The organism is Chryseobacterium sp. LAM-KRS1, from assembly GCF_013184525.1.
GTDB lineage: Bacteria > Bacteroidota > Bacteroidia > Flavobacteriales > Weeksellaceae > Chryseobacterium > Chryseobacterium proteolyticum.
In genome coordinates, this window is the sequence record NZ_JAAOIZ010000002.1 from 124707 (window position 1) to 144041 (window position 19335).

The following is a 19335-nucleotide window of genomic DNA, read 5'->3' on the forward strand; positions in this document are numbered from 1 at the left end:
AATATAGATTATATACATCTCAAAATATTAAAATAAATCACCATCTTTAACATAGTGTATTATTAAAGGCCAGGTTTTAAACAGATAAAAAATAATTTCATGAATAAAAAACATATTGTAATCATAGGTTTAGGAGGTGTAGGTGGCTATTTTGGCTTTAAAATAAGCCAGAATAATGAAACTTTCCACCAATATATCATATCATTTGTTGCAAGAGGTGAAACCTATAAAAAAGTGAAAGCGGAAGGCTTGACCTTAATTTCCACTGAACACCGATATAGTAAAACATGGGCTAATTCAGTTTATGAAAATATCGGGGAAATTGTAAAACCTGATCTTGTATTGATTTGTGTAAAAGAATACGACCTGGAAAGAGTTTGTCAAGAACTGAAAGAAGTCATTACTGAAAATACCATTTTATTACCTATGATGAATGGTGCTGATATTTATGACAGAATAAGAAAAATAATTCCTGCTCATGTTATATTGCCTTCATGTGTTTATGTGGCTTCTCATATAAAAGAAAAAGGAGTTGTAGAACATAAAGGGAAAACTGGAAAGTTGATTATTGGCAGGGATCCACAAAATTTTTCCCAAAACATAGATTGGGTAATCAATGTTCTCAAAGAAAGCAGGATCGATTTTGATTTTAAAGATGATGCCTTAACTGATATCTGGACCAAATTTACTTTTATAGCAAGTTTCGGACTGGTAACAGCTAAATACAATTCCTCTATTGGTACCGTTTGTACAGATCCTGCACAAAAAAATGAGGCAGAAGAAATAATGAAGGAAATAAAAGCAATTGCAGATAAAAAGGGGATTTTACTTGAAGATAATATCATTGAGAATACTTTTGAAAAAGCATCAGCATTTCCTCATGAAACTCCTACTTCCCTTCAATTGGATATTAATTCCGGAAAAAAAGAAAGTGAACTGGAATTATTTGCAGGAGCAATTATCAAATACGGAAATGAAAACGGAATCAAGGTACCTTTTACTCAAAAAATATATGATGAAATAAAGGCTAAGATAAAATAAAAAAAGAGTCTTCTTATCGATATAAGAAGACTCTTTTTATTTATTAATCTAGACTATCCCAAAAACTCTTCCAAAGAAACTGTTTTTTGCTCTCCGGCTTCAAGGTTTTTAAAAGTCACTGTTCTGTTTTTAATCTCTTCTTCACCCAGGAATACCAGCTTTTTAATTCCCTTTTTTTCTGCATAAGTGAATTGCTTATTAATTTTTGCACTTTCAGGATAAAGCTCGGCAGAAATCCCCTTTGCTCTGAGTTGAATAATCAGCTTTAAAGCTTCAAGTGTTTCTTCCCCTCCGAAATTAGCAAACAAATATTCTACTTTCGACGAAGCCTCTTCCGGGAAAAGACCTAGCTCTTCCATAACCAGATAAATCCTGTCTAATCCGAAAGAGATACCGATACCCGGAATATTTTTAACCCCGAATACAGCCGTAAGATTATCATATCTTCCACCACCACCGATAGAACCCATTTGAGCTTCATCGGCTTTCACTTCAAAGATAGCTCCTGTATAATAATCTAATCCTCTTGCTAAAGTAATATCGAAAACAAGGTTCTGCAAGTCTACGCCAAGACTTAAAGATTGCATAAGAACAAACTCCAGTTCCTCTACTCCTTTCAATCCTATTTCATTTCCTACAAATTTTTCCTTCAGCTGAAGAAGGTTTTCCAAAGCATCATCCGATTGAGAGAATAAGAAATCCAGTTTATCGATAGATTCCGGGGAAATTCCTTTTTCAAGCAATTCCTTGATTACACCGTCTTTTCCAATCTTATCCAATTTATCAAGGGCCACTGTAAAATCAATAAGTTTATCTGTAATTCCTGCATATTCTGCCAATCCTGAAAGGATTTTCCTGTTGTTGACATGAATCGTTACCGAAACTTTCAAGTCTGAGAAAGATTTCAGATACAGCTGAATCAGCTCTACTTCCTGTAAAAGACTTTCACTGCCTACTACATCGGCATCACACTGGTAAAACTCCCTGAACCTTCCTTTTTGAGGGCGGTCAGCTCTCCAAACCGGTTGAATCTGATATCGTTTGTATGGAAATGTTAATTGCCCGTGATTCATTGCTACGAATCTCGCAAAAGGTACGGTAAGATCATAGCGAAGAGCTTTGTCCGTAAGACTTTCTGAACTGAAAGGCTTATCCAATGCTTTTTGAAAATCGGTAAGCATCTGTGTCTTTTTATCTTCTTTAGCTTCATTGATGCTCGAGTTCAGGATCTTAAAAATTAACCGATCTCCCTCTTCTCCATATTTCCCTGTTAATGTCGAAAGATTTTCAAAACTTGGTGTCTCCAAAGGCTGGAATCCAAATAATTGAAAGTTATTCTGTAAAATATTAATGATATATTTTCTTCTTGAAACTTCCTGTGCGGTAAAATCTCTCGTTCCTTTTGCTAAGCTTGGCTTCATTCTATAATAGGTAAATGATAAATAATAATTGATAAGTCTTGCAAAAATAAGGAATTGAAAGGACTTTTTAAATTCCGGAAGATTTTAATTATTTAAAATTTGAACTCATCGATTCCCTCATCATTAAACAGTATTTTTGTACAAGCCTCATGATTTTTCAAAGCTCCCTGTACACGCCATATGATCGTATATTTCTCTCCGATCCTCATCTGTTTACCCCTGCTCGATTTTAGTCCGTATTCTTTGAAAAGGGCTTCATATTTATCCACCACTTCATCATTATAAGAAAGGGTAATCTGATAAGTATAGCGGGTTGTAATCCTATCGATAACGTTCTGTATGTATTTGAAAAGGACCAAAAGTAAAACTACAGATAGGGAACCGATAAGAGCTTCCTTATAATATTCCGCACCTATCGTCATACCCAGTGCCGCACAAATCCAAATAGTCACAGCTGTTGTAAGTCCGGATACCCTGTTTTCCTCCTTAAAAATAACTCCCGCCCCTACAAAGCCGATTCCTGTAATAATATTAGCTGCAATCCGATCCGGACTTCCCTCGACACCAAGACTCAAAGATAGCATGGTAAACATACACGAACCCAATGTCACTAATATCATTGTCCTAAGTCCTGCAGATTTTAACTGGTACTCTCTTTCGATCCCGATGATTCCTCCAATTACAATCGAAAATACTATAGGGAGTATATCGTTTATACTAATCATTTATCTTTTTTTTGCTTATGTCAAATTATTATTTTTTTGTTTTATTTACAAATGTCTTATTAAAAAATATTATCACTTTTCAGTGCGTATGCCCATTATTTACCGGTAGGTTTCATAACATACAATAGGTATGGAAAAAGCTGAAGGAATACAGGTCCCCCAGCTTTTCATTGTTTCACAATTTGTGTTTGATCAATTAATAAATCAGATACTTTCCAGAATTTCTATAATCTCTTCACCATAGTTTTCTATTTTATGTTTTCCGAAACCTTTGATGTCTAATAATTCTGCTTTTTTTGCCGGTTTATATTTTGCTACGGATAACAGCTCTTTATTACTGGCTATAAAATAAATTGGGAGATTTTGCTCTCTTGCTTTTTCCGATCTCCATAATTTCAGGGCATCGAGAATTTTTTCTTCATCCCTATTCAGCATTTCATTTTCTGCCGAATATTTTACACTTTTGGATTCTTTTACAGCAGATACTCCTGCTTTCAGTTCTTCGAAGTATAAGACAACTGACCAGTAAAGCTCGTCGTGTACAAAAGCGGTTTCCGTTTTAATAATTTCATGATTTCCGAGAAAATCGTCTAATGCCTGCTGATCTGTATACAGATACTCTTCGGGCAGCCTTATTTTAAAAACTTTTACTCTCATCATCTGTGTTTTTGTATTATTTATTACCCCCTAACAGCAGGATTTCATCAACCCTTATTTCTGTAATATACCTTTTTACACCATCTTTATCATCGTAAGATCTGTAGGTAAGCTTTCCTTCAATAGCAATTTCTTTTCCTTTGGGAACATACTTCTGAAGGATCTCCGCAACTTTTCCAAAGGCAATCAGATTATGCCATTGTGTTTCTTCTACTTTTTCACCTTTTGCATTGGTGTAGTGATCACTCGTTGCTAAAGACACGCTTGCTTTTACATTTCCACTGTCGAAGTTGATCATTTCTACTTCTTTTCCTGTGTAACCGATTAATGTTACTTTGTTTCTTAGTGACATAACTATAAATTTTAAAGATTAATATTATCAGATAAGAGACGTTCACTGCTTTCTCAAATCTCTGTTGCAAAGATTGCCATCCCAGCCCATTAAAGTCGGTTATAAACTATTTAAATTCATTTGTAGTCGTTTGTAAACGGATAATCCGTACCTTTGATTAAATATTCATGGTATGAAAAAAGAGATCAACATCTTTGAATTTCCTTTTAATTTAGGCCTTACTAAAAAAGAACATGAAACAGAGCCCGGAGTAAGAAAACTTCCGGATTGGCTTCGAAAACTTAATTTTCATGCTAAGCTCCATCCTAAGAATATTTTGAGACTTAATGGTCCTGACTATGCAATGGATTTTGATGAAGAAACCCAGGTAAAAAATCCAGATCGAATCATTGAATATGCCCAAAAGCAATCTGACCTGATCCTGAAAAACTATGATAAAAACACCCTCAATGTAATCATTGGCGGTGACTGCAGTATTTTAATAGGAACTGCAATCGCCCTTAAAAAGCTGGGAAATTTTGGTTTATTTTATCTTGACGGACATACTGACTATATTCCACCTGAACTTTCATCAAGTGGTGGCGTAGCCGGAATGGATCTGGCTATCGTTTCAGGAATGGGACATCAAAAACTAACCAATATTCGTGGCCTGAGGCCCTATTTTATTGAAGAAAACATCTTCTGTGTAGGAAATGCAGAAACAGACGATGAAGACTATGTAAACCAGGTTATTAATTCAGGCGTTAATTATTATGATCTGGAAAGTCTACGTAAAAATGGTTTCAGCAAAACTGCTGAAGATTTTTTAAAAATGGTTCAACAGAAAGGTTTGGATGGTTTTTTCATTCATTTCGATGTTGATGTATTGAATGATCAGATTATGCCGGCTGTTGACAGCAGAACAGAAGATGGAATCGACTATAATAACCTCCGGGAAATTATGACCCCATTGATTGAGAATGACCAATGTTTTGGAATAGAAATTACTATATTAGACCCTGACTACGATAAGCAAGGCGTCTACACAAAGGCATTTGTTGAAAATTTAACCCAGATAATAAAAAAATAAAGAAGAATTCATGAAGCAGAAAATAAAAAGAACACTAAGGGTTTCGAAATATGTAATTTATAAAGAAACGCTCGTCGATTACAAAGAACATTTCTGGTCTTTTTTAGGTGCATTTTTTGGAATCGGAATCATTGCATTCATCCAGTCGCACTATCTTTTGGAACAGGAGAACATTTTTCTGATCGGCTCGTTCGGGGCATCCAGCGTTTTAATCTATGGAGCCATTCAAAGTCCGTTGGCACAACCCCGGAATCTTGTAGGAGGTCACGTTCTTTCAGCATTGGTGGGTGTAACGATTTATAAAATAGTTCCCGACGTGCTATGGCTGTCAGCTCCGTTGGCTGTTGCGTTTTCAATCGTTCTGATGCAGTATACGAAAACCCTGCATCCACCTGGTGGAGCTACAGCATTGATCGCCGTTACCTCATCAGGAAAAATTCCGGAACTGGGATATTGGTATGCATTATCTCCTGTTCTATCAGGGTGTATCATCCTGCTTCTTGTTGCTTTATTTTTCAATAATATTACCTCCAACAGAAGTTATCCTAACCATACAAGATTTCTGCGGTTATTAAAGAAAAAGCATCAACACAAAATGAAAAAATAATATTATGAATTGTCTAGAATGTGGCGAAAAGATCATCGGAAGATCAGACAAAAAATTCTGCAATGACGCCTGCCGCAACGCCTATAACAATAAGCAGAATAAAGACTCCAATAACCTGATGCGGAACATTAATAATAAACTCCGCAAAAACTACCGTATTCTTACGGAAATAAACGTGGAAGGTAAAACAAAAATTTCACGTTCAAAGCTGGATGGCTTAGGTTTTGATTTCGATTACATCACTAACATTAAAGTTTATAAAAACGGTTCGGAATATAAATTCATTTACGATTACGGTTATAAACTTTTGGAAGATGATTTTGTATTGATTGTAAAAAATCAAACCTAAGAATACACCACCAAAATTAATATCTATGAAAGAAGTTGTTTTAATTACCGGAGCTAATGGAATGGTTGCCCGAGAGCTATCAAAAAAGATAGATTCGGAATATACGGTCCGGTTGCTGACCCGGAAAAAGACCACAGACAATGAATACGAATGGGATATTAGTAATAGGACAATTGATGATTCGGCATTTGAAAATATCAGTCATATCATTCATCTTGCTGGAGCCAATATTTCTGAAAAAAGATGGTCGGATGACAGAAAAAAAGAGATTATTTCCAGCCGGATTGATTCTGCAAAACTTATTCTTGATACTTTAAAAAAGAAAAACATCAAGTTAAAATCTTTTATATCAGCTTCCGCCACGGGAATTTATGGAGCTTATACTTCACAGAAAATTTTCTCAGAGGAAGATGAAAAAGCCGATGATTTCCTTGGAAAGGTAGTTATGCTTTGGGAGCAAGCTGCTGATGAATTTCTTAGTCAGAATGTTGCAGAAAGAGTTGTTAGAGTAAGAACATCCATCGTACTATCTGAAAAAGACGGAGCCTTAAAAAAAATGGCAACTCCCGTGCGGCTGGGAATCGGTTCACCCATTGGAACCGGAAAACAATATATGCCGTGGATTCATCTGAAAGATATCATCGGTATATATGAATTTGCTCTAAAAAATCCTCAGCTAAAAGGAGCTTATAATGCTGCATCACCACAACATACAACCAACGAACAGTTTACGGAAAAAATTGCAGAGGTTTTACACAAACCTTTGTTTATGCCTAATGTTCCTGCATTTGTACTGAAGATCATTTTTGGAGAGCTTTCTGTTGCTTTACTGGAAGGCTCAAGGGTTGATTCCCAAAAAATTCAGAATGCAGGCTATCGGTTTCAGTTTCCTGATCTGAGAGATTCGCTGGAAGATTTACTGAAGAAATAAGATCCACGGTCTTTTCTCAGAGGATACATGAAGAGAAAGTATCTGTTAATATTGAAGTATCTGATTTCATATCTAAATACCACATTATGAAAGACATCATTGTTACCAAAGCCAGACAGAATAATCTTAAAAATATCTCCTTAAAAATACCTAAGAACAAAATCACAGTCTTCACTGGAGTATCGGGATCAGGAAAATCATCCCTTGTTTTTGAAACGATCGGGGCTGAAGCTCAGAGGCAGATCAATGAAACCCAAAATAGCTTCATCAGAAACCGCCTGCAACATTTTGGTGTTCCGAATGTAGATAAAATTGAAAATCTGAATGTTCCATTTATCATCAATCAAAAGAGATTAGGAGGTAACGCCCGTTCTACAGTGGGAACCGCAACCGATATTTATGCTTCTTTACGATTACTTTTTTCAAGAATCGGTGAGCCTTTTGTGGGATATTCCAATGTATTTTCATTTAATAATCCCCAGGGAATGTGTCCTGAATGCGAAGGTCTTGGATTTGTACAAACGGTAAATACTGAAACTCTCTTTGATAAAAATAAATCCCTAAACGAAGGTGCTATACGGTTTCCTACTTTTCAACCCGGTGGCTGGCGGCTGACCCGATATATTCATTCCGGATATTTTGACAATGATAAAAAATTAAAGGACTATACAAAAAATGAATGGGAATTATTACTGAATGCTGAAGAGCACACTCCTAAACATCCTTCAAAAGAATGGGGGAAAACGGTTAAGTATAAAGGAGTAATTCCAAGGATTGAAAACTCATTTTTAAAAAAGGACTCAAAAGAGAATATCACCAGAAAAGAAACGCTGAAAAAAGTAATCATTACTAAAGACTGCCCGGTCTGCAAAGGAAAAAGATTGAATCCAAAAGTTTTGTCCTGTAAAATTGCTGATAAAAACATTGCCGATTGTACAGCACTATCAGTGGATGAACTTCTGGTATTCATCCAGTCCATCCCCTCCAAAACCTACTCTTCCATCCTATTGGAGCTGGAAAAAAAACTTCAAAATCTCATCGATATAGGATTGCAGTATCTCACGCTGGACCGGCAGACAGATACTCTGTCCGGAGGTGAATCTCAACGGGTAAAAATGGTAAAACAGTTAGGAAACAGTCTTGTAGATCTGTTGTATATTTTTGATGAGCCCAGTATTGGTCTTCATCCTAAAGATATTGATCATATTGTAGACATTATAAAGAAAATCAGAGATAAAGGAAATACAGTATTGATCGTAGAACATGATCCTGATCTTATTAAAATAGCAGACCTTGTCGTAGATATGGGACCTGCATCCGGAAAAAATGGAGGCGAGATTATGTATCAGGGAACTTTTAAGAATCTAAAAACGGCTAAAAGCAAAACCGGAATCTATTTCAGCAAAATTCCAGATTATAATAAAAATCCCCGATCAGCAAAAGGATTTATTGAAATAAAAAACGGAAGTATGTTTAATGTTCAAAATATTGACATAAAAATCCCGAAAGGAGTTATGACGGTTGTAACGGGAGTTGCAGGTTCCGGTAAAAGCACGCTGATCAATAAAATACTTCCTCTTTTTTATCCGGAATTAACCGTCATTGATCAATCTGTTTTTACGGCCAGCAGCCGTTCCAACCTGCTTACTTATCTCAATCTTTCCAATACGGTCCGAAAGCTTTTTGCAGAATCAAACAATGTTTCGGATAAGCTTTTCAGCCGGAACGGAGAGGGCGCCTGTCCCAATTGTAAAGGTCTGGGAATAGAAAAAGTGGACCTCGCATTTATGGATGATATCGAGCAACCTTGCGAAGTTTGTCAGGGATCAGGATACAAGCCCGAAGTTCTTCAATATCATTATCACAAAAAAAATATTGCTGAGGTGATGGATATGACCGTTTTAGAAGCGCTAAGTTTTTTTCCCAAACAAGGATTCGGACATGAGCTTACCCTGCTGATCAAACTTGGTTTAGATTACCTTACTTTAGGCCAGCGGCTCGACAGCTTTTCCGGCGGTGAAAGGCAGCGTCTAAAATTAACAAAAGAATTAAACCATACTGCCAGGGTTATAGTTCTGGATGAACCCAGCACCGGACTTCACCCTATCGACAATGAAAAGTTGCTTTTATTTTTTGAGGAGCTTGTGAATAAAGATAACACCCTTATCGTCATTGAACATAATCTGGATATTATTGCTCAGGCAGACTGGATTATTGACATTGGTCCCGGAGCCGGAAAGTTGGGTGGTAAAATTATGTTCGAAGGGACTGTAGAACATCTTTTATCCGCTTCCCAGTCCCAAACGTCTAAATATCTGAAAAAACATCTCCATGGAAAATAGTAAGATATGATCTATATCGATCAAAATCTCTCAATTTAAAGGCATTTTACAGGATTTGTTGGAAAATAAATATTAATTTAGCCCGTACATTACAGAGAAATTAAAGGTATCTGATAACCATGAATAACAGCTTAATCTTAAGGAATATATCCCGACATATATCGCTCAGCGATGATGAAGCCAATTATTTCTATTCTTTGTTACGCGAAAGGAAAGTCAGAAAAAAAGAATGTATCCTGAAACAGCAGGAACCCTGTAAAGAAATCAGCTTTGTTCATTCGGGCCAGCTGCGTGCTTTTTATCTGGATGCGACAGGTAAAGAATCCACAATTATGTTTGCCCTTCCTGATTGGTGGATCACTGATATGTATTGTTTCGTTAATGAAAAACCCGCTATGCTGAATATTGAAGCACTTGAGGATAGTATTATTTTTCAATTGAAAAAAGGAGACCTGGATAAATTATATTCCACGGTTCCGAAATTTGAAATATTCTTTAGAATTATGATGCAGAATGCTTATACCAGGGAACAGCTCAGGATTATTGAGAATCTCTCCCTGTCTTCAGAGGAACGTTATAATGCCTTTATCCGGAAATATCCTGTGGCGGCAGAACGTATTACCCAAAAGCAAATCGCTTCTTATCTTGGGATCACGCCCGAATTTCTAAGTACCATAAAAACCAATAAAAATAAAAAATGAATACTCTTAAACTATCTTATTTTTTTTACATGGTTTCTTTCTTTATTTTACTTAAAAATAAAAGATAATGCTAATATTAATTGCCGGACCTTACCGAAGTGGTACCCACGATGATCCAAAACTCATCAAACAAAATCTGAATAAACTAGAATCAGCAGCATTGCCTATTTTCAGGAAAGGTCATATCCCGATGATCGGTGAATGGGTGGCATTACCACTGATACACCTTGCCGGTTCAACAAAGATGGGTGATGAAGCCTGGCAGGAAATACAATATCCGATTGCCCACAGAATTCTGGAAAAATGTGATGCTGTATTACGGATAGAAGGAGCATCCAAAGGAGCTGATGAGGATGTAAGAATTGCTCAAGAAAGAGGACTGAAAATTTATTATCATATAGAAGATATTCCCTATGCAGAACAATAAAGTGAAAATCATAAAGACTGAAATCTTATCAGATAACTGGTACACCCTTAAAAAGGTTACCTATGAAAAGACAAAAAACGACGGATCAGTAGAAATCCAAAGCAGAGAAGCTTATGACAGAGGAAATGGTGCCACGATCCTGCTTTACAATAAAAATACAAATACGGTTATTCTGACAAAGCAATTCCGATTACCTACGTTTATTAATGGAAATTCAACAGGAATGCTTATAGAAGCCTGTGCAGGTTTACTGGATGATGACAATCCTGAAGATTGTATCAGAAGAGAAACCGAAGAAGAAACAGGCTACCAGATTTCTCGGGTAGAAAAAGTTTTTGAATCTTATATGTCTCCGGGGTCAGTAACTGAAATTCTTCATTTTTTCATTGCGGAATATTCTAAAGAAATGAAAATAGCAGATGGTGGTGGCCTTGAAGAAGAAGGTGAAGATATTGAAGTGCTGGAGTTATCTTTCGGTGAAGTATTGCAAATGATCGATAACGGGGAGATTAAAGATGCAAAAACAATCATGCTCCTTCAATATCTTCGTGTAAAAAATATTTTGTAGCATCATCTTTGCTGCTAAAAAACTAATATCATAAAAACTGAATTTAAAATAAAATAAGTATTTTTCATTCCTGGTTTCTTAGCCTTAGAATTTCCCGAAAAGGATGTGAGAAGTACACTTAAAATTTAAAAATATGAAACGGAAATTTTCATTAATTATCTTATTATCATTATCATTAGCTGCCTTTGGTCAAAAAAAGGAAAGTGTAAGCATTAAGGAAAAAGCACTTACCGAGCAGTTCAAAAATGATTATAAAAAGAAGACTTATAACAAATTTGAAGGAAAGATCGTTGTAAAAGATAATCAGATACAATTTGATGATAAAACCATTTTCTATGATAAATCGGATAAACTAACAAGTTTAATTTTACGGGAAGGACTTATCTATCCGCAACTCCTGACCGATTATCAAATGGAAAAATTCATAGAGGAAAGTACCGACAAAACCCAGAAAAGATTTCTGCGTCTTCAGAAAAATCCCCGTGCCGGTTTCGATGTCAATAATGTAAAATTAAGCAATACCACAGAACTAACGTTCCTCGAATCCAGCCCGAAGGCCAAAAGATTCAGAGTGACCTGCAAGGATAGTAAACTGGGCAATTTAATTCAATATCTTTTTGAACTGACGAATAAAAATGCAGATAAAGAAACTTCTATGGAAGAGTTTGTTAAAAATTCAACTTTGACCTACCTGCAGCAGCAGAGGCTAGATTAAACATCAATTAATACTAATCAATGAAACAGGGTTCTTTTTAATTATCATTTCATTTTTATTAAATTGTAGTGATAAACCTAATTCAAAATAAAGCAAAAATAGTAATGTAATGAGTGAGGCTGAATTAATTAAGAATGTTAAATTGGCAATAAACCCCAAATTTCAGGATTGGGTACTTTTTAAAAATGGCACATATATTATTTTTGATAATGCTGACACTATAAAAAGCGTAAAAGATGAAGCAATAAACCAAATGAAAGAATTTGGGCCTGTATTTACAGGTGGGCCGGCAGGAGATTTTGGGACTATCCACCTAAATAAAACTGAGGGTTGGATCGTTTCAGGTCACGGATATGGAATGTATACTTATGTAAGCCCTTCTGAAATTGAGAATAAGAACCCAAATGATATTGAAATAGGTGTTTTTGGTCGGAATAAAAGGGATTTAGACGGAAAAAAGCCTGAGATAATCTATATAAATAGTACTAGAAAATAGCACTGGATGATATATAAATATCAACATCCCAGATAATATTTTCACTGCTTTTCTTACCATTTTTTCCGTCTATAATTGTGCATTACAACCGATGATCAGAGAAATCTTACCTTCTGATCTTTTTACATTAAAAACAATACCATGGAAATTCAAAACATTGATCATATCGTTCTAACGGTAGCTGATATCGAAAAAACCATCTCTTTTTATACAGACATCCTGGGATTTGAAGCGGTCTCATTCGGAGATAACCGGAAAGCACTTGCTTTTGGAAACCAAAAAATCAACCTGCATCAGAAAGGCAATGAATTTGAGCCAAAGGCACTACATGCTACTCCCGGTTCTGCAGATCTGTGCTTTATTGCCACAACAGATGTACATGATGTTTTAAAAGAACTTAAAGAAAAAAACATCGAAATCATCGAGGGTATTGTTATCAGAACCGGAGCAATTGGCAAAATAAGGTCCGTCTACTTTCGGGATCCTGATCAGAACCTGATTGAAGTGAGTAATTATATTTAAAATCTTCTTGAGCATGTCCCCAGATAAAAACGCCTTGGCTAAAATCCTTAGTAATTTTGAACAGGAAGAATTGCCTAGCAAAACCTTGCTAACGGAAGAAGGTAAGATGGCGCGTAAATTTTACTATCTCAAAAAAGGAGTTGCCAGAGGTTGGCTTAATAATGACGGTAAGGAAATTACATTTCAGTTTTTGTTTGAAGGAAACTTTATTTCGTCGTGGGAAAGTCTGTTTTATAATTCTCCAAGTATTTATAATATCGAAACGATAGAACCCTGTACTGTATATAGCACTTCTATTGAGGATTTCAGACAAATAATTGAAAATAATCCGGACAGCAAGGAACTGTATTACAGCTATCTACAGGAACGCTTACTTAAATATCAGAAGCTCTTTATTTCCCGTATAAAAGATTCTGCAGAGGAAAGATATAATGAGCTTATAAAGCAATCCCCAGAGATTTTCCGCCGGGTTCCTCAGTATTATATTGCATCTTATCTTGGTATCACTTCTGTATCATTAAGCAGGATCAGAGGAAAAAAAATCTAATAAGAGATGTACTCTATATAGTAACTCCATGGTTATTCTTCACTTCTGCCATTACAAAAGTACTGTGTGTGCTACCTATCGAGTCGACGGAACCTAATTTATTAAATACAAAATCCTGGTAGTGTTTCATATCGCGTACCTGAACTTTGAGAAGGAAATCAAAATCGCCCGAAATATTATAGCATTCCGCAACTTCGTCTATCAGTGTAATTTCCTGTACAAACTCATTTCCCACAGACCTGTCGTGGATCTTTAATTTAACCTGACAGAAAACTGTAAAACCACGATTCAGTTTCTCAGCTTCCAGGACAGCCGCATAATGTTTGATATAACCCTCCTGCTCCAACCTTTTAACACGCTCAAAAACAGGAGATGGAGAAAGGTTAATTTCCTTTGCCAATTCTTTAACGGTCAATTTTGCATTTTTTTGAAGGATTCTTAACAATTGAAGGTCTTTATCGTCTAGTCTTTCCACAGGATAATATTCTTTTTTCGATTTATATTTTCAAATTTACAGAATAAATAACTTACAAATTCAATTAAAAACAAAACAATATCCTTATTTTTTGCATTTAAGCCAATTAAACATCTTAAATTAATACCTTTACACCCTATTTTGTTCTTTAACATACTTCATCAAACGGAAAAGGTTTTACTTAAGGTAGATTAATAGGGAATCGTGTGAAAATCACGAGCTGTCGCGCAACTGTAAGTAACACAACAGAGGTTTTTGTCCCTGAATATCCACTGCCACAAGCGGGAAGGATGACAAAAACTGTTACAAGTCAGGAGACCTGCCTGTTCCGAATTGACAATGCTTTCGCGGTCTGAAGCTTTTGGTCATACAGATGATACTTTTGAACGTATTGGATTGGGTTTTAAACTCAGAATTTATTTGAGTTTAAACGTAATGTTTTTTATGAAAATTAATTTCAGGCTACCCAACAATCTATCCCTCAATGGGAAAATTACGTCTACATTGTATCTTCTCTATTGCTAAAAACTATTTCCCGATTGCGTTATGAAGCATTATAAGAACTTTTAAAACCAAAATTTAATTAAAAGTTTAAAGAAAATGCAAACACACATCCTTGGCTATCCGCGAATCGGTAGCAACAGAGAACTTAAAAAAGCCTGCGAACTATATTGGGCAGGTAAAACATCGTTACAGGAACTTTTAGAGGCAGGAAAAAAAATCAGAAAGCAAAACTGGGAACTACAACAAGAAGCAGGAATTGATCTGATTCCATCCAATGACTTTTCTTTTTATGATCAGGTATTGGACATGACATTATCTGTTGGAGCTATTCCTTCCCGTTATCAGGATATTACACCAAATGAGCTAGATCTTTACTTTGCTATGGCCAGAGGTTATCAGAAAGAAGGACACGATATTACAGCCATGGAAATGACAAAATGGTTTGATACCAATTATCATTATATCGTTCCAGAATTCCAAAAAGATCAGCAATTCAAATTATTGTCCCATAAAATCGTCAATGAGTTTATTGAAGCGAAGGAAGCAGGAATTCATACAAAGCCTGTTATACTTGGATTGGTAACCTATTTATTATTAGGAAAAGAAAAAGAAGAAGGTTTTGATAAATTGGATTTAGCACAAAATCTTCTTCCGGTTTACGTCGAGATCTTAAAAGAGCTTGAAAAAAACGGAGCAGAATGGATCCAGCTGGATGAGCCGTTTTTAGCACTAGACCTTGATCAGAAAGCAAAAGAAGTTTACCAGAACATTTATGCTGAAATTGCCAAACAGTTTCCGAACCTTAAATTCATTGTGACCACCTATTTTGATGGGTTAAAAGATAACCTTTCATTGGCCACTACTCTACCTGTTGATGCATTACACATTGATCTGGTAAGAGCCCCGGAACAATTGGATGAGGTCATCAATGCAATTCCTGAAACATTAATCCTCTCATTAGGAGTCGTAGACGGAAGAAATATCTGGAAAAACGATTTCAATCAGTCTCTGGTTTTCATCAAAAAAGCTATTGCTGCATTAGGTTCTGAAAGAGTTTTCATTGCACCGTCATGTTCATTACTTCATTCTCCTTTCGATCTTGACCTGGAGAAAAATGAAAATATACTATCTCCGGAGATCAAACAATGGATGGCTTTTGCCAGGCAAAAAGTTTATGAAATTGTTACCTTAAAAAAATTAGCTTCAGAAAACCCGGATTACAACACTTTACAGGAATTAGCTGAAAATAAAAAAGCTATTGAAAACCGAAAAGTTTCAACACTAATTCACAATCAGGATGTGAAAAACCGTGTTGCTGTAACTACAGAAAGTGACGCACAGAGAAACAGTCCTTTTAATGTGAGAAAAGAAGCACAGCAGAACGCATTGGAGCTTCCTTTATTTCCGACAACAACAATTGGGTCCTTTCCTCAAACCAAAGAAGTAAGAAGCTGGAGAGCTCAATTCAAGAAAGGAGACCTGACTGCCCAGAAATATGATCAGCTGCTTAAAGAAGAAACACAGAGAACCATCCAATGGCAAGAGGAAATCGGAATTGATGTATTGGTACATGGAGAATTTGAACGAAACGATATGGTCGAGTATTTTGGGGAACAGCTCGCAGGATTTGCATTTACTCAAAACGGATGGGTTCAAAGCTACGGAAGCCGCTGTGTAAAACCACCGGTTATTTATGGAGACGTTCACAGGCCTCAGCCAATGACGGTTTACTGGTCGCAATATGCCCAGTCATTAACTCAAAAATGGGTAAAAGGAATGTTGACCGGCCCCGTAACGATTCTTCAATGGTCATTTGTACGTGATGATCAGCCTCGTTCTACCACCTGTAAGCAGATTGCTCTGGCAATCCGTGATGAAGTAAACGATCTTGAAAAAGCAGGAATCAGAATTATCCAGATCGATGAACCAGCTATCAGAGAAGGTCTTCCTTTGCGTAAGGCAGAATGGCAAAATTACCTTCAATGGGCTGTAGAAGCTTTCAGAATCTCCGCAAGCGGTGTCGAGGATGCTACACAGATCCACACGCATATGTGTTATTCCGAGTTTAATGACATTATCCACAATATCGCCGATATGGATGCCGATGTCATCACGATAGAATGCTCAAGAAGCCAAATGGAGTTATTAAATGCTTTCGCAGACTTTAAATATCCAAACGAGATCGGCCCTGGAGTATATGACATTCACTCTCCAAGAGTTCCATCAAAAGAGGAAATGGTCACATTGCTGAAAAAAGCACAAGCCGTAATCCCTGCAGAACAGCTTTGGGTAAATCCAGATTGCGGATTGAAAACCCGTCATTGGGAGGAAACAGAAAAAGCTTTGATCGCTATGGTAGCAGCTTCGAAAGAAGTGGCTGCTACTTATTCGACTGAGAAAGTTTAATAGAACTGATTATTATTTTTCTTATATTGCAAGGCAGAGGCGTAAGCTTCTGCTTTTTTGTTTAATAAAAATAAATCAATGACTACAGAAGAATTCGTAAGAAATTTTTATCACGAAAAACAAAATATTATGTATTCAAGTTTTGATATACAATCTGAATTCAAAAGCTATGTTTCAACAAAGATTGAAGAATTAAATCTTTAATACAATACCTTAATGAGATGGATTTTGTTCATGCCTTTTATGGTATATCAATTTTTTAAAAAGCGAAATAAAACCAGTACAGAAGCATATATAAATTCTATTATAATATTTACAATTTATATTTTTGCCTATTGTTTGGTTCTAATTCCCCAATTTTTAATATTTATATTTAAAATTTCTAGCACTGTTTCAAATGAATCAGAATTGGACTTTAATTCAAAGATTATAATATATATATTATCAATATCATTTATAATTTTATTTTTTATATTAATAAGGAAAAAGAGATTGGATAATCTAAAATTCAATATTCTAGAATACAAAATAGCCAATACTCTTACTGGTCTTATAGTATGGCTTCCTTGGTCTATTTTATTATTTGCCATTATAAAAACTTGCATCCCTGATAGTAAATGAGTCATTTCCGAAATGAGATAAAGAAATGACATCCAAATAAATTAATAATGAATAAGTTATGATTTTCTGGAATTAATTACTTAATTTTGCACCCCGAAAAAAGGATTATACTATGGAATCTAAAATAGCATTGTATGCATTCATACTTATGGATATAACAATTACATAGAATCCTTAGAATCAATAAAATATTTAGATATGAAAAGAGTTGGTGAACATAGAAAGCTTCTTGGGGTTGATAAAACAGTAACGTTACAGGAATTAAAAACCATTTACAGGAATACGATGAAAGATTCTCATCCTGATAAATTTATCAATGATGAAGCCGGAAAACTGGAAGCGGAAGAAAAAAGCAAATCTGTAATTGAAGCCTACCACTTTTTGGTGAGCATTAACCCGGAAACACAGGAAAAGTATAAGGAGGAATATGTAGAAACAACTACAAAATCTAATATTCACGATTTCTATTTTGAGAAACAGGTTCTGAAGATCCAGCATTTAAACGGAATGATGTATGAATACCTGGGAGTTCCAAGAAACACCTATATCAAAATGGTAAATGCTGACTCACCGAGCCGTTTTGCAAGAAGACATATTTACGGAAACTTCATCTACAGAAAATCAGGTGAGGCCATGGCAGATTAATTTTTTGTATAAAATAAAAGCGAAGGCTTTCAGTTTATTCTGGAAGCCTTTATTTTTTTTAGATTTTTATTTTATTATATCAAATTTAATTATGATTTCGTTATTTTAGAAATTAGAAATAATTATTACTCACAGTTCTTATGAAAGTCACTTCTATTCTATCTTTCGTTTTATTCATATCATTAATTTCTTGTCAATATAATCAGCAACAGAGAAATGTGATTCAGCAAATAACATCATCTAGTGAAAACATATTTAAAGATCAATTTAGAAATAACTTATTAAAACAATTTTCAAGAACAGATATCATCAATTTATCATCCCACGAAAATCCGAAAGTGGCTTTTTATTTCTTTAAAATTCTTTTGGTAAAGTATCCTCAGGAATGTTTTAAGGTTCTTATGAAAAATCTTGATAACAAAAAAACATTGGTGATCAGTACAAGTTATGACACTATGAATGAGATGACAGTCCCTGAGGCTATGATGTTTGAAGAAAGTAAGAAAAGTATCTTCACAAAAGAGCAGAAGAAGGAATTATTTGAATCTATTCTTACCCATATTGAAACCCGGAGCTATCTTGAAGGTTATGTTTTCATCTATCTTCTTGAACATCAAAATCATCCTGATCCTAAATACTATCCCTACGTTAAAAAATTATTAACTAGGAATGCTTCTGATTTTTATTTTGACAATATGGCTCTGCTAGATTATTTTGCCAATTACAAAAAACCACAGGATAGTCTAATCATTAAGGATTTTTTAAAGAAAAATATTTTTGAGAAAGGAGCAATTCATATGAATATTTCTGTAGAATATATTAAAAATCATCCAAAACCTTCTTATTTTCCCATCCTGGAAGAATTCTATGATAAAAGGGTAAAAGGAAAAGTATATCGTGCTGATGATATCTTTTTTGAATTCGAAGATCTCACAAAGGCTACTATTCAATACAAAACAGAAAGAGCTAAAGAACTGATAAAAAAGATTACTTATGATACAAAGTATAAATCATCCGGTAATTTCTTAGCTTCTAATGAACAGATTTATATTTTATTAAAAGACAATGACAAATCAAATTACTTTGCTGAAATCACAAATGATCTGAAACATAAAGTAAACAAAGTAAAAATGGATACCATCATCAATTGGAATAATCGCTGGAACTACCCACCGTATAACTCTTCTAAGGCAAAATAAAGTTGTCTTTCAAAA

General features: G+C 35.2%; 22 protein-coding genes and 1 riboswitch. Of the genes, 17 read left to right on the forward strand and 5 right to left on the reverse strand.

Translation table 11 applies throughout. The features are described 5' to 3' along the window. The first annotated feature begins 99 nt into the window (after positions 1 to 99). Positions 100 to 1041 (forward strand): ketopantoate reductase family protein, encoded by a 942-nt coding sequence (locus G9C87_RS04480; protein WP_172278577.1) that lies wholly within the window; start codon positions 100 to 102, stop codon positions 1039 to 1041. A gap of 53 nt (positions 1042 to 1094) precedes the next feature. Here the strand turns inward: G9C87_RS04480 and hisS are convergent, their stop codons facing one another. The 4 genes from hisS to G9C87_RS04500 form a co-directional block, all read right to left on the reverse strand. Continuing rightward, on the reverse strand, positions 1095 to 2462 hold the full coding sequence (gene hisS, locus G9C87_RS04485) for a histidine--tRNA ligase (protein WP_172278579.1): 1368 nt from the start codon (positions 2460 to 2462) through the stop codon (positions 1095 to 1097). A gap of 92 nt (positions 2463 to 2554) precedes the next feature. Further along, positions 2555 to 3187: an MgtC/SapB family protein gene (locus G9C87_RS04490; RefSeq protein WP_172278581.1), complete on the reverse strand. Its 633-nt coding sequence runs from the start codon at positions 3185 to 3187 to the stop codon at positions 2555 to 2557. Between the two features lie 204 nt (positions 3188 to 3391). Then, a complete protein-coding gene (locus G9C87_RS04495; protein WP_228456952.1) occupies positions 3392 to 3847 on the reverse strand; it encodes an HRDC domain-containing protein in 456 nt (151 codons plus the stop codon). 13 nt (positions 3848 to 3860) lie between these two features. Next, positions 3861 to 4196: a single-stranded DNA-binding protein gene (locus tag G9C87_RS04500; protein ID WP_172278583.1), complete on the reverse strand. Its 336-nt coding sequence runs from the start codon at positions 4194 to 4196 to the stop codon at positions 3861 to 3863. Positions 4197 to 4368: 172 nt separating this feature from the next. Here G9C87_RS04500 and G9C87_RS04505 point away from each other — a divergent pair, with 172 nt between their 5' ends. The 12 genes from G9C87_RS04505 to G9C87_RS04560 all read left to right on the forward strand — a co-directional run bounded on the left by G9C87_RS04505 (position 4369) and on the right by G9C87_RS04560 (position 13470). Further along, positions 4369 to 5265, forward strand: a complete 897-nt coding sequence (locus tag G9C87_RS04505; RefSeq protein WP_172278585.1) for an arginase family protein — start codon at positions 4369 to 4371, stop codon at positions 5263 to 5265. Between the two features lie 10 nt (positions 5266 to 5275). After that, positions 5276 to 5872, forward strand: coding sequence for an HPP family protein (locus G9C87_RS04510; protein ID WP_172278587.1), 597 nt, complete (start codon positions 5276 to 5278; stop codon positions 5870 to 5872). Positions 5873 to 5876: 4 nt separating this feature from the next. After that, positions 5877 to 6221, forward strand: coding sequence for a hypothetical protein (locus G9C87_RS04515; RefSeq protein WP_172278589.1), 345 nt, complete (start codon positions 5877 to 5879; stop codon positions 6219 to 6221). A 25-nt stretch (positions 6222 to 6246) separates the two neighbouring features. Then, entirely contained in the window at positions 6247 to 7152 is a 906-nt protein-coding gene (locus G9C87_RS04520; RefSeq protein WP_172278591.1) for a TIGR01777 family oxidoreductase, read from the forward strand. Positions 7153 to 7238: 86 nt separating this feature from the next. Continuing rightward, positions 7239 to 9494: an ATP-binding cassette domain-containing protein gene (locus G9C87_RS04525; RefSeq protein ID WP_172278593.1), complete on the forward strand. Its 2256-nt coding sequence runs from the start codon at positions 7239 to 7241 to the stop codon at positions 9492 to 9494. Positions 9495 to 9613: 119 nt separating this feature from the next. Then, a complete protein-coding gene (locus tag G9C87_RS04530; RefSeq protein ID WP_172278595.1) occupies positions 9614 to 10195 on the forward strand; it encodes a Crp/Fnr family transcriptional regulator in 582 nt (193 codons plus the stop codon). 67 nt (positions 10196 to 10262) lie between these two features. Continuing rightward, on the forward strand, positions 10263 to 10622 hold the full coding sequence (locus tag G9C87_RS04535; protein WP_172278597.1) for a DUF4406 domain-containing protein: 360 nt from the start codon (positions 10263 to 10265) through the stop codon (positions 10620 to 10622). Next, entirely contained in the window at positions 10609 to 11190 is a 582-nt protein-coding gene (gene nudK, locus G9C87_RS04540) for a GDP-mannose pyrophosphatase NudK (RefSeq protein WP_172278599.1), read from the forward strand. The genes G9C87_RS04535 and nudK overlap by 14 nt, the downstream gene beginning before the upstream one ends. A 133-nt stretch (positions 11191 to 11323) precedes the next feature. Then, positions 11324 to 11905, forward strand: coding sequence for a hypothetical protein (locus G9C87_RS04545; protein WP_172278601.1), 582 nt, complete (start codon positions 11324 to 11326; stop codon positions 11903 to 11905). 109 nt (positions 11906 to 12014) lie between these two features. Further along, complete coding sequence (locus tag G9C87_RS04550; RefSeq protein WP_172278603.1) at positions 12015 to 12401, forward strand: hypothetical protein; 387 nt, start codon at positions 12015 to 12017, stop codon at positions 12399 to 12401. 141 nt (positions 12402 to 12542) lie between these two features. Beyond that, complete coding sequence (locus G9C87_RS04555) at positions 12543 to 12923, forward strand: VOC family protein (RefSeq protein WP_172278605.1); 381 nt, start codon at positions 12543 to 12545, stop codon at positions 12921 to 12923. Positions 12924 to 12936: 13 nt separating this feature from the next. Further along, the gene (locus G9C87_RS04560; protein WP_172278607.1) at positions 12937 to 13470 is read left to right on the forward strand and encodes a Crp/Fnr family transcriptional regulator; all 534 of its coding nucleotides are present in this window, start codon (positions 12937 to 12939) and stop codon (positions 13468 to 13470) included. A gap of 13 nt (positions 13471 to 13483) precedes the next feature. Here G9C87_RS04560 and G9C87_RS04565 read toward each other — a convergent pair whose 3' ends face one another. After that, positions 13484 to 13945: an Lrp/AsnC family transcriptional regulator gene (locus G9C87_RS04565; RefSeq protein ID WP_172278609.1), complete on the reverse strand. Its 462-nt coding sequence runs from the start codon at positions 13943 to 13945 to the stop codon at positions 13484 to 13486. A gap of 155 nt (positions 13946 to 14100) precedes the next feature. After that, positions 14101 to 14287, forward strand: a riboswitch (cobalamin riboswitch). Positions 14288 to 14545: 258 nt separating this feature from the next. On the opposite strand from G9C87_RS04565, the gene metE reads away from it, so the two are divergent. From metE to G9C87_RS04580, 4 genes are all read left to right on the forward strand, one after another. Beyond that, positions 14546 to 16855, forward strand: a complete 2310-nt coding sequence (gene metE, locus G9C87_RS04570; RefSeq protein ID WP_172278611.1) for a 5-methyltetrahydropteroyltriglutamate--homocysteine S-methyltransferase — start codon at positions 14546 to 14548, stop codon at positions 16853 to 16855. 78 nt (positions 16856 to 16933) lie between these two features. Then, positions 16934 to 17059: a hypothetical protein gene (locus G9C87_RS20840; protein WP_262888801.1), complete on the forward strand. Its 126-nt coding sequence runs from the start codon at positions 16934 to 16936 to the stop codon at positions 17057 to 17059. A gap of 615 nt (positions 17060 to 17674) precedes the next feature. Further along, positions 17675 to 18121, forward strand: a complete 447-nt coding sequence (locus G9C87_RS04575; RefSeq protein ID WP_172278613.1) for a KTSC domain-containing protein — start codon at positions 17675 to 17677, stop codon at positions 18119 to 18121. A gap of 218 nt (positions 18122 to 18339) precedes the next feature. Then, entirely contained in the window at positions 18340 to 19320 is a 981-nt protein-coding gene (locus G9C87_RS04580; protein WP_172278615.1) for a hypothetical protein, read from the forward strand. The last annotated feature ends 15 nt before the right edge of the window (positions 19321 to 19335 follow it).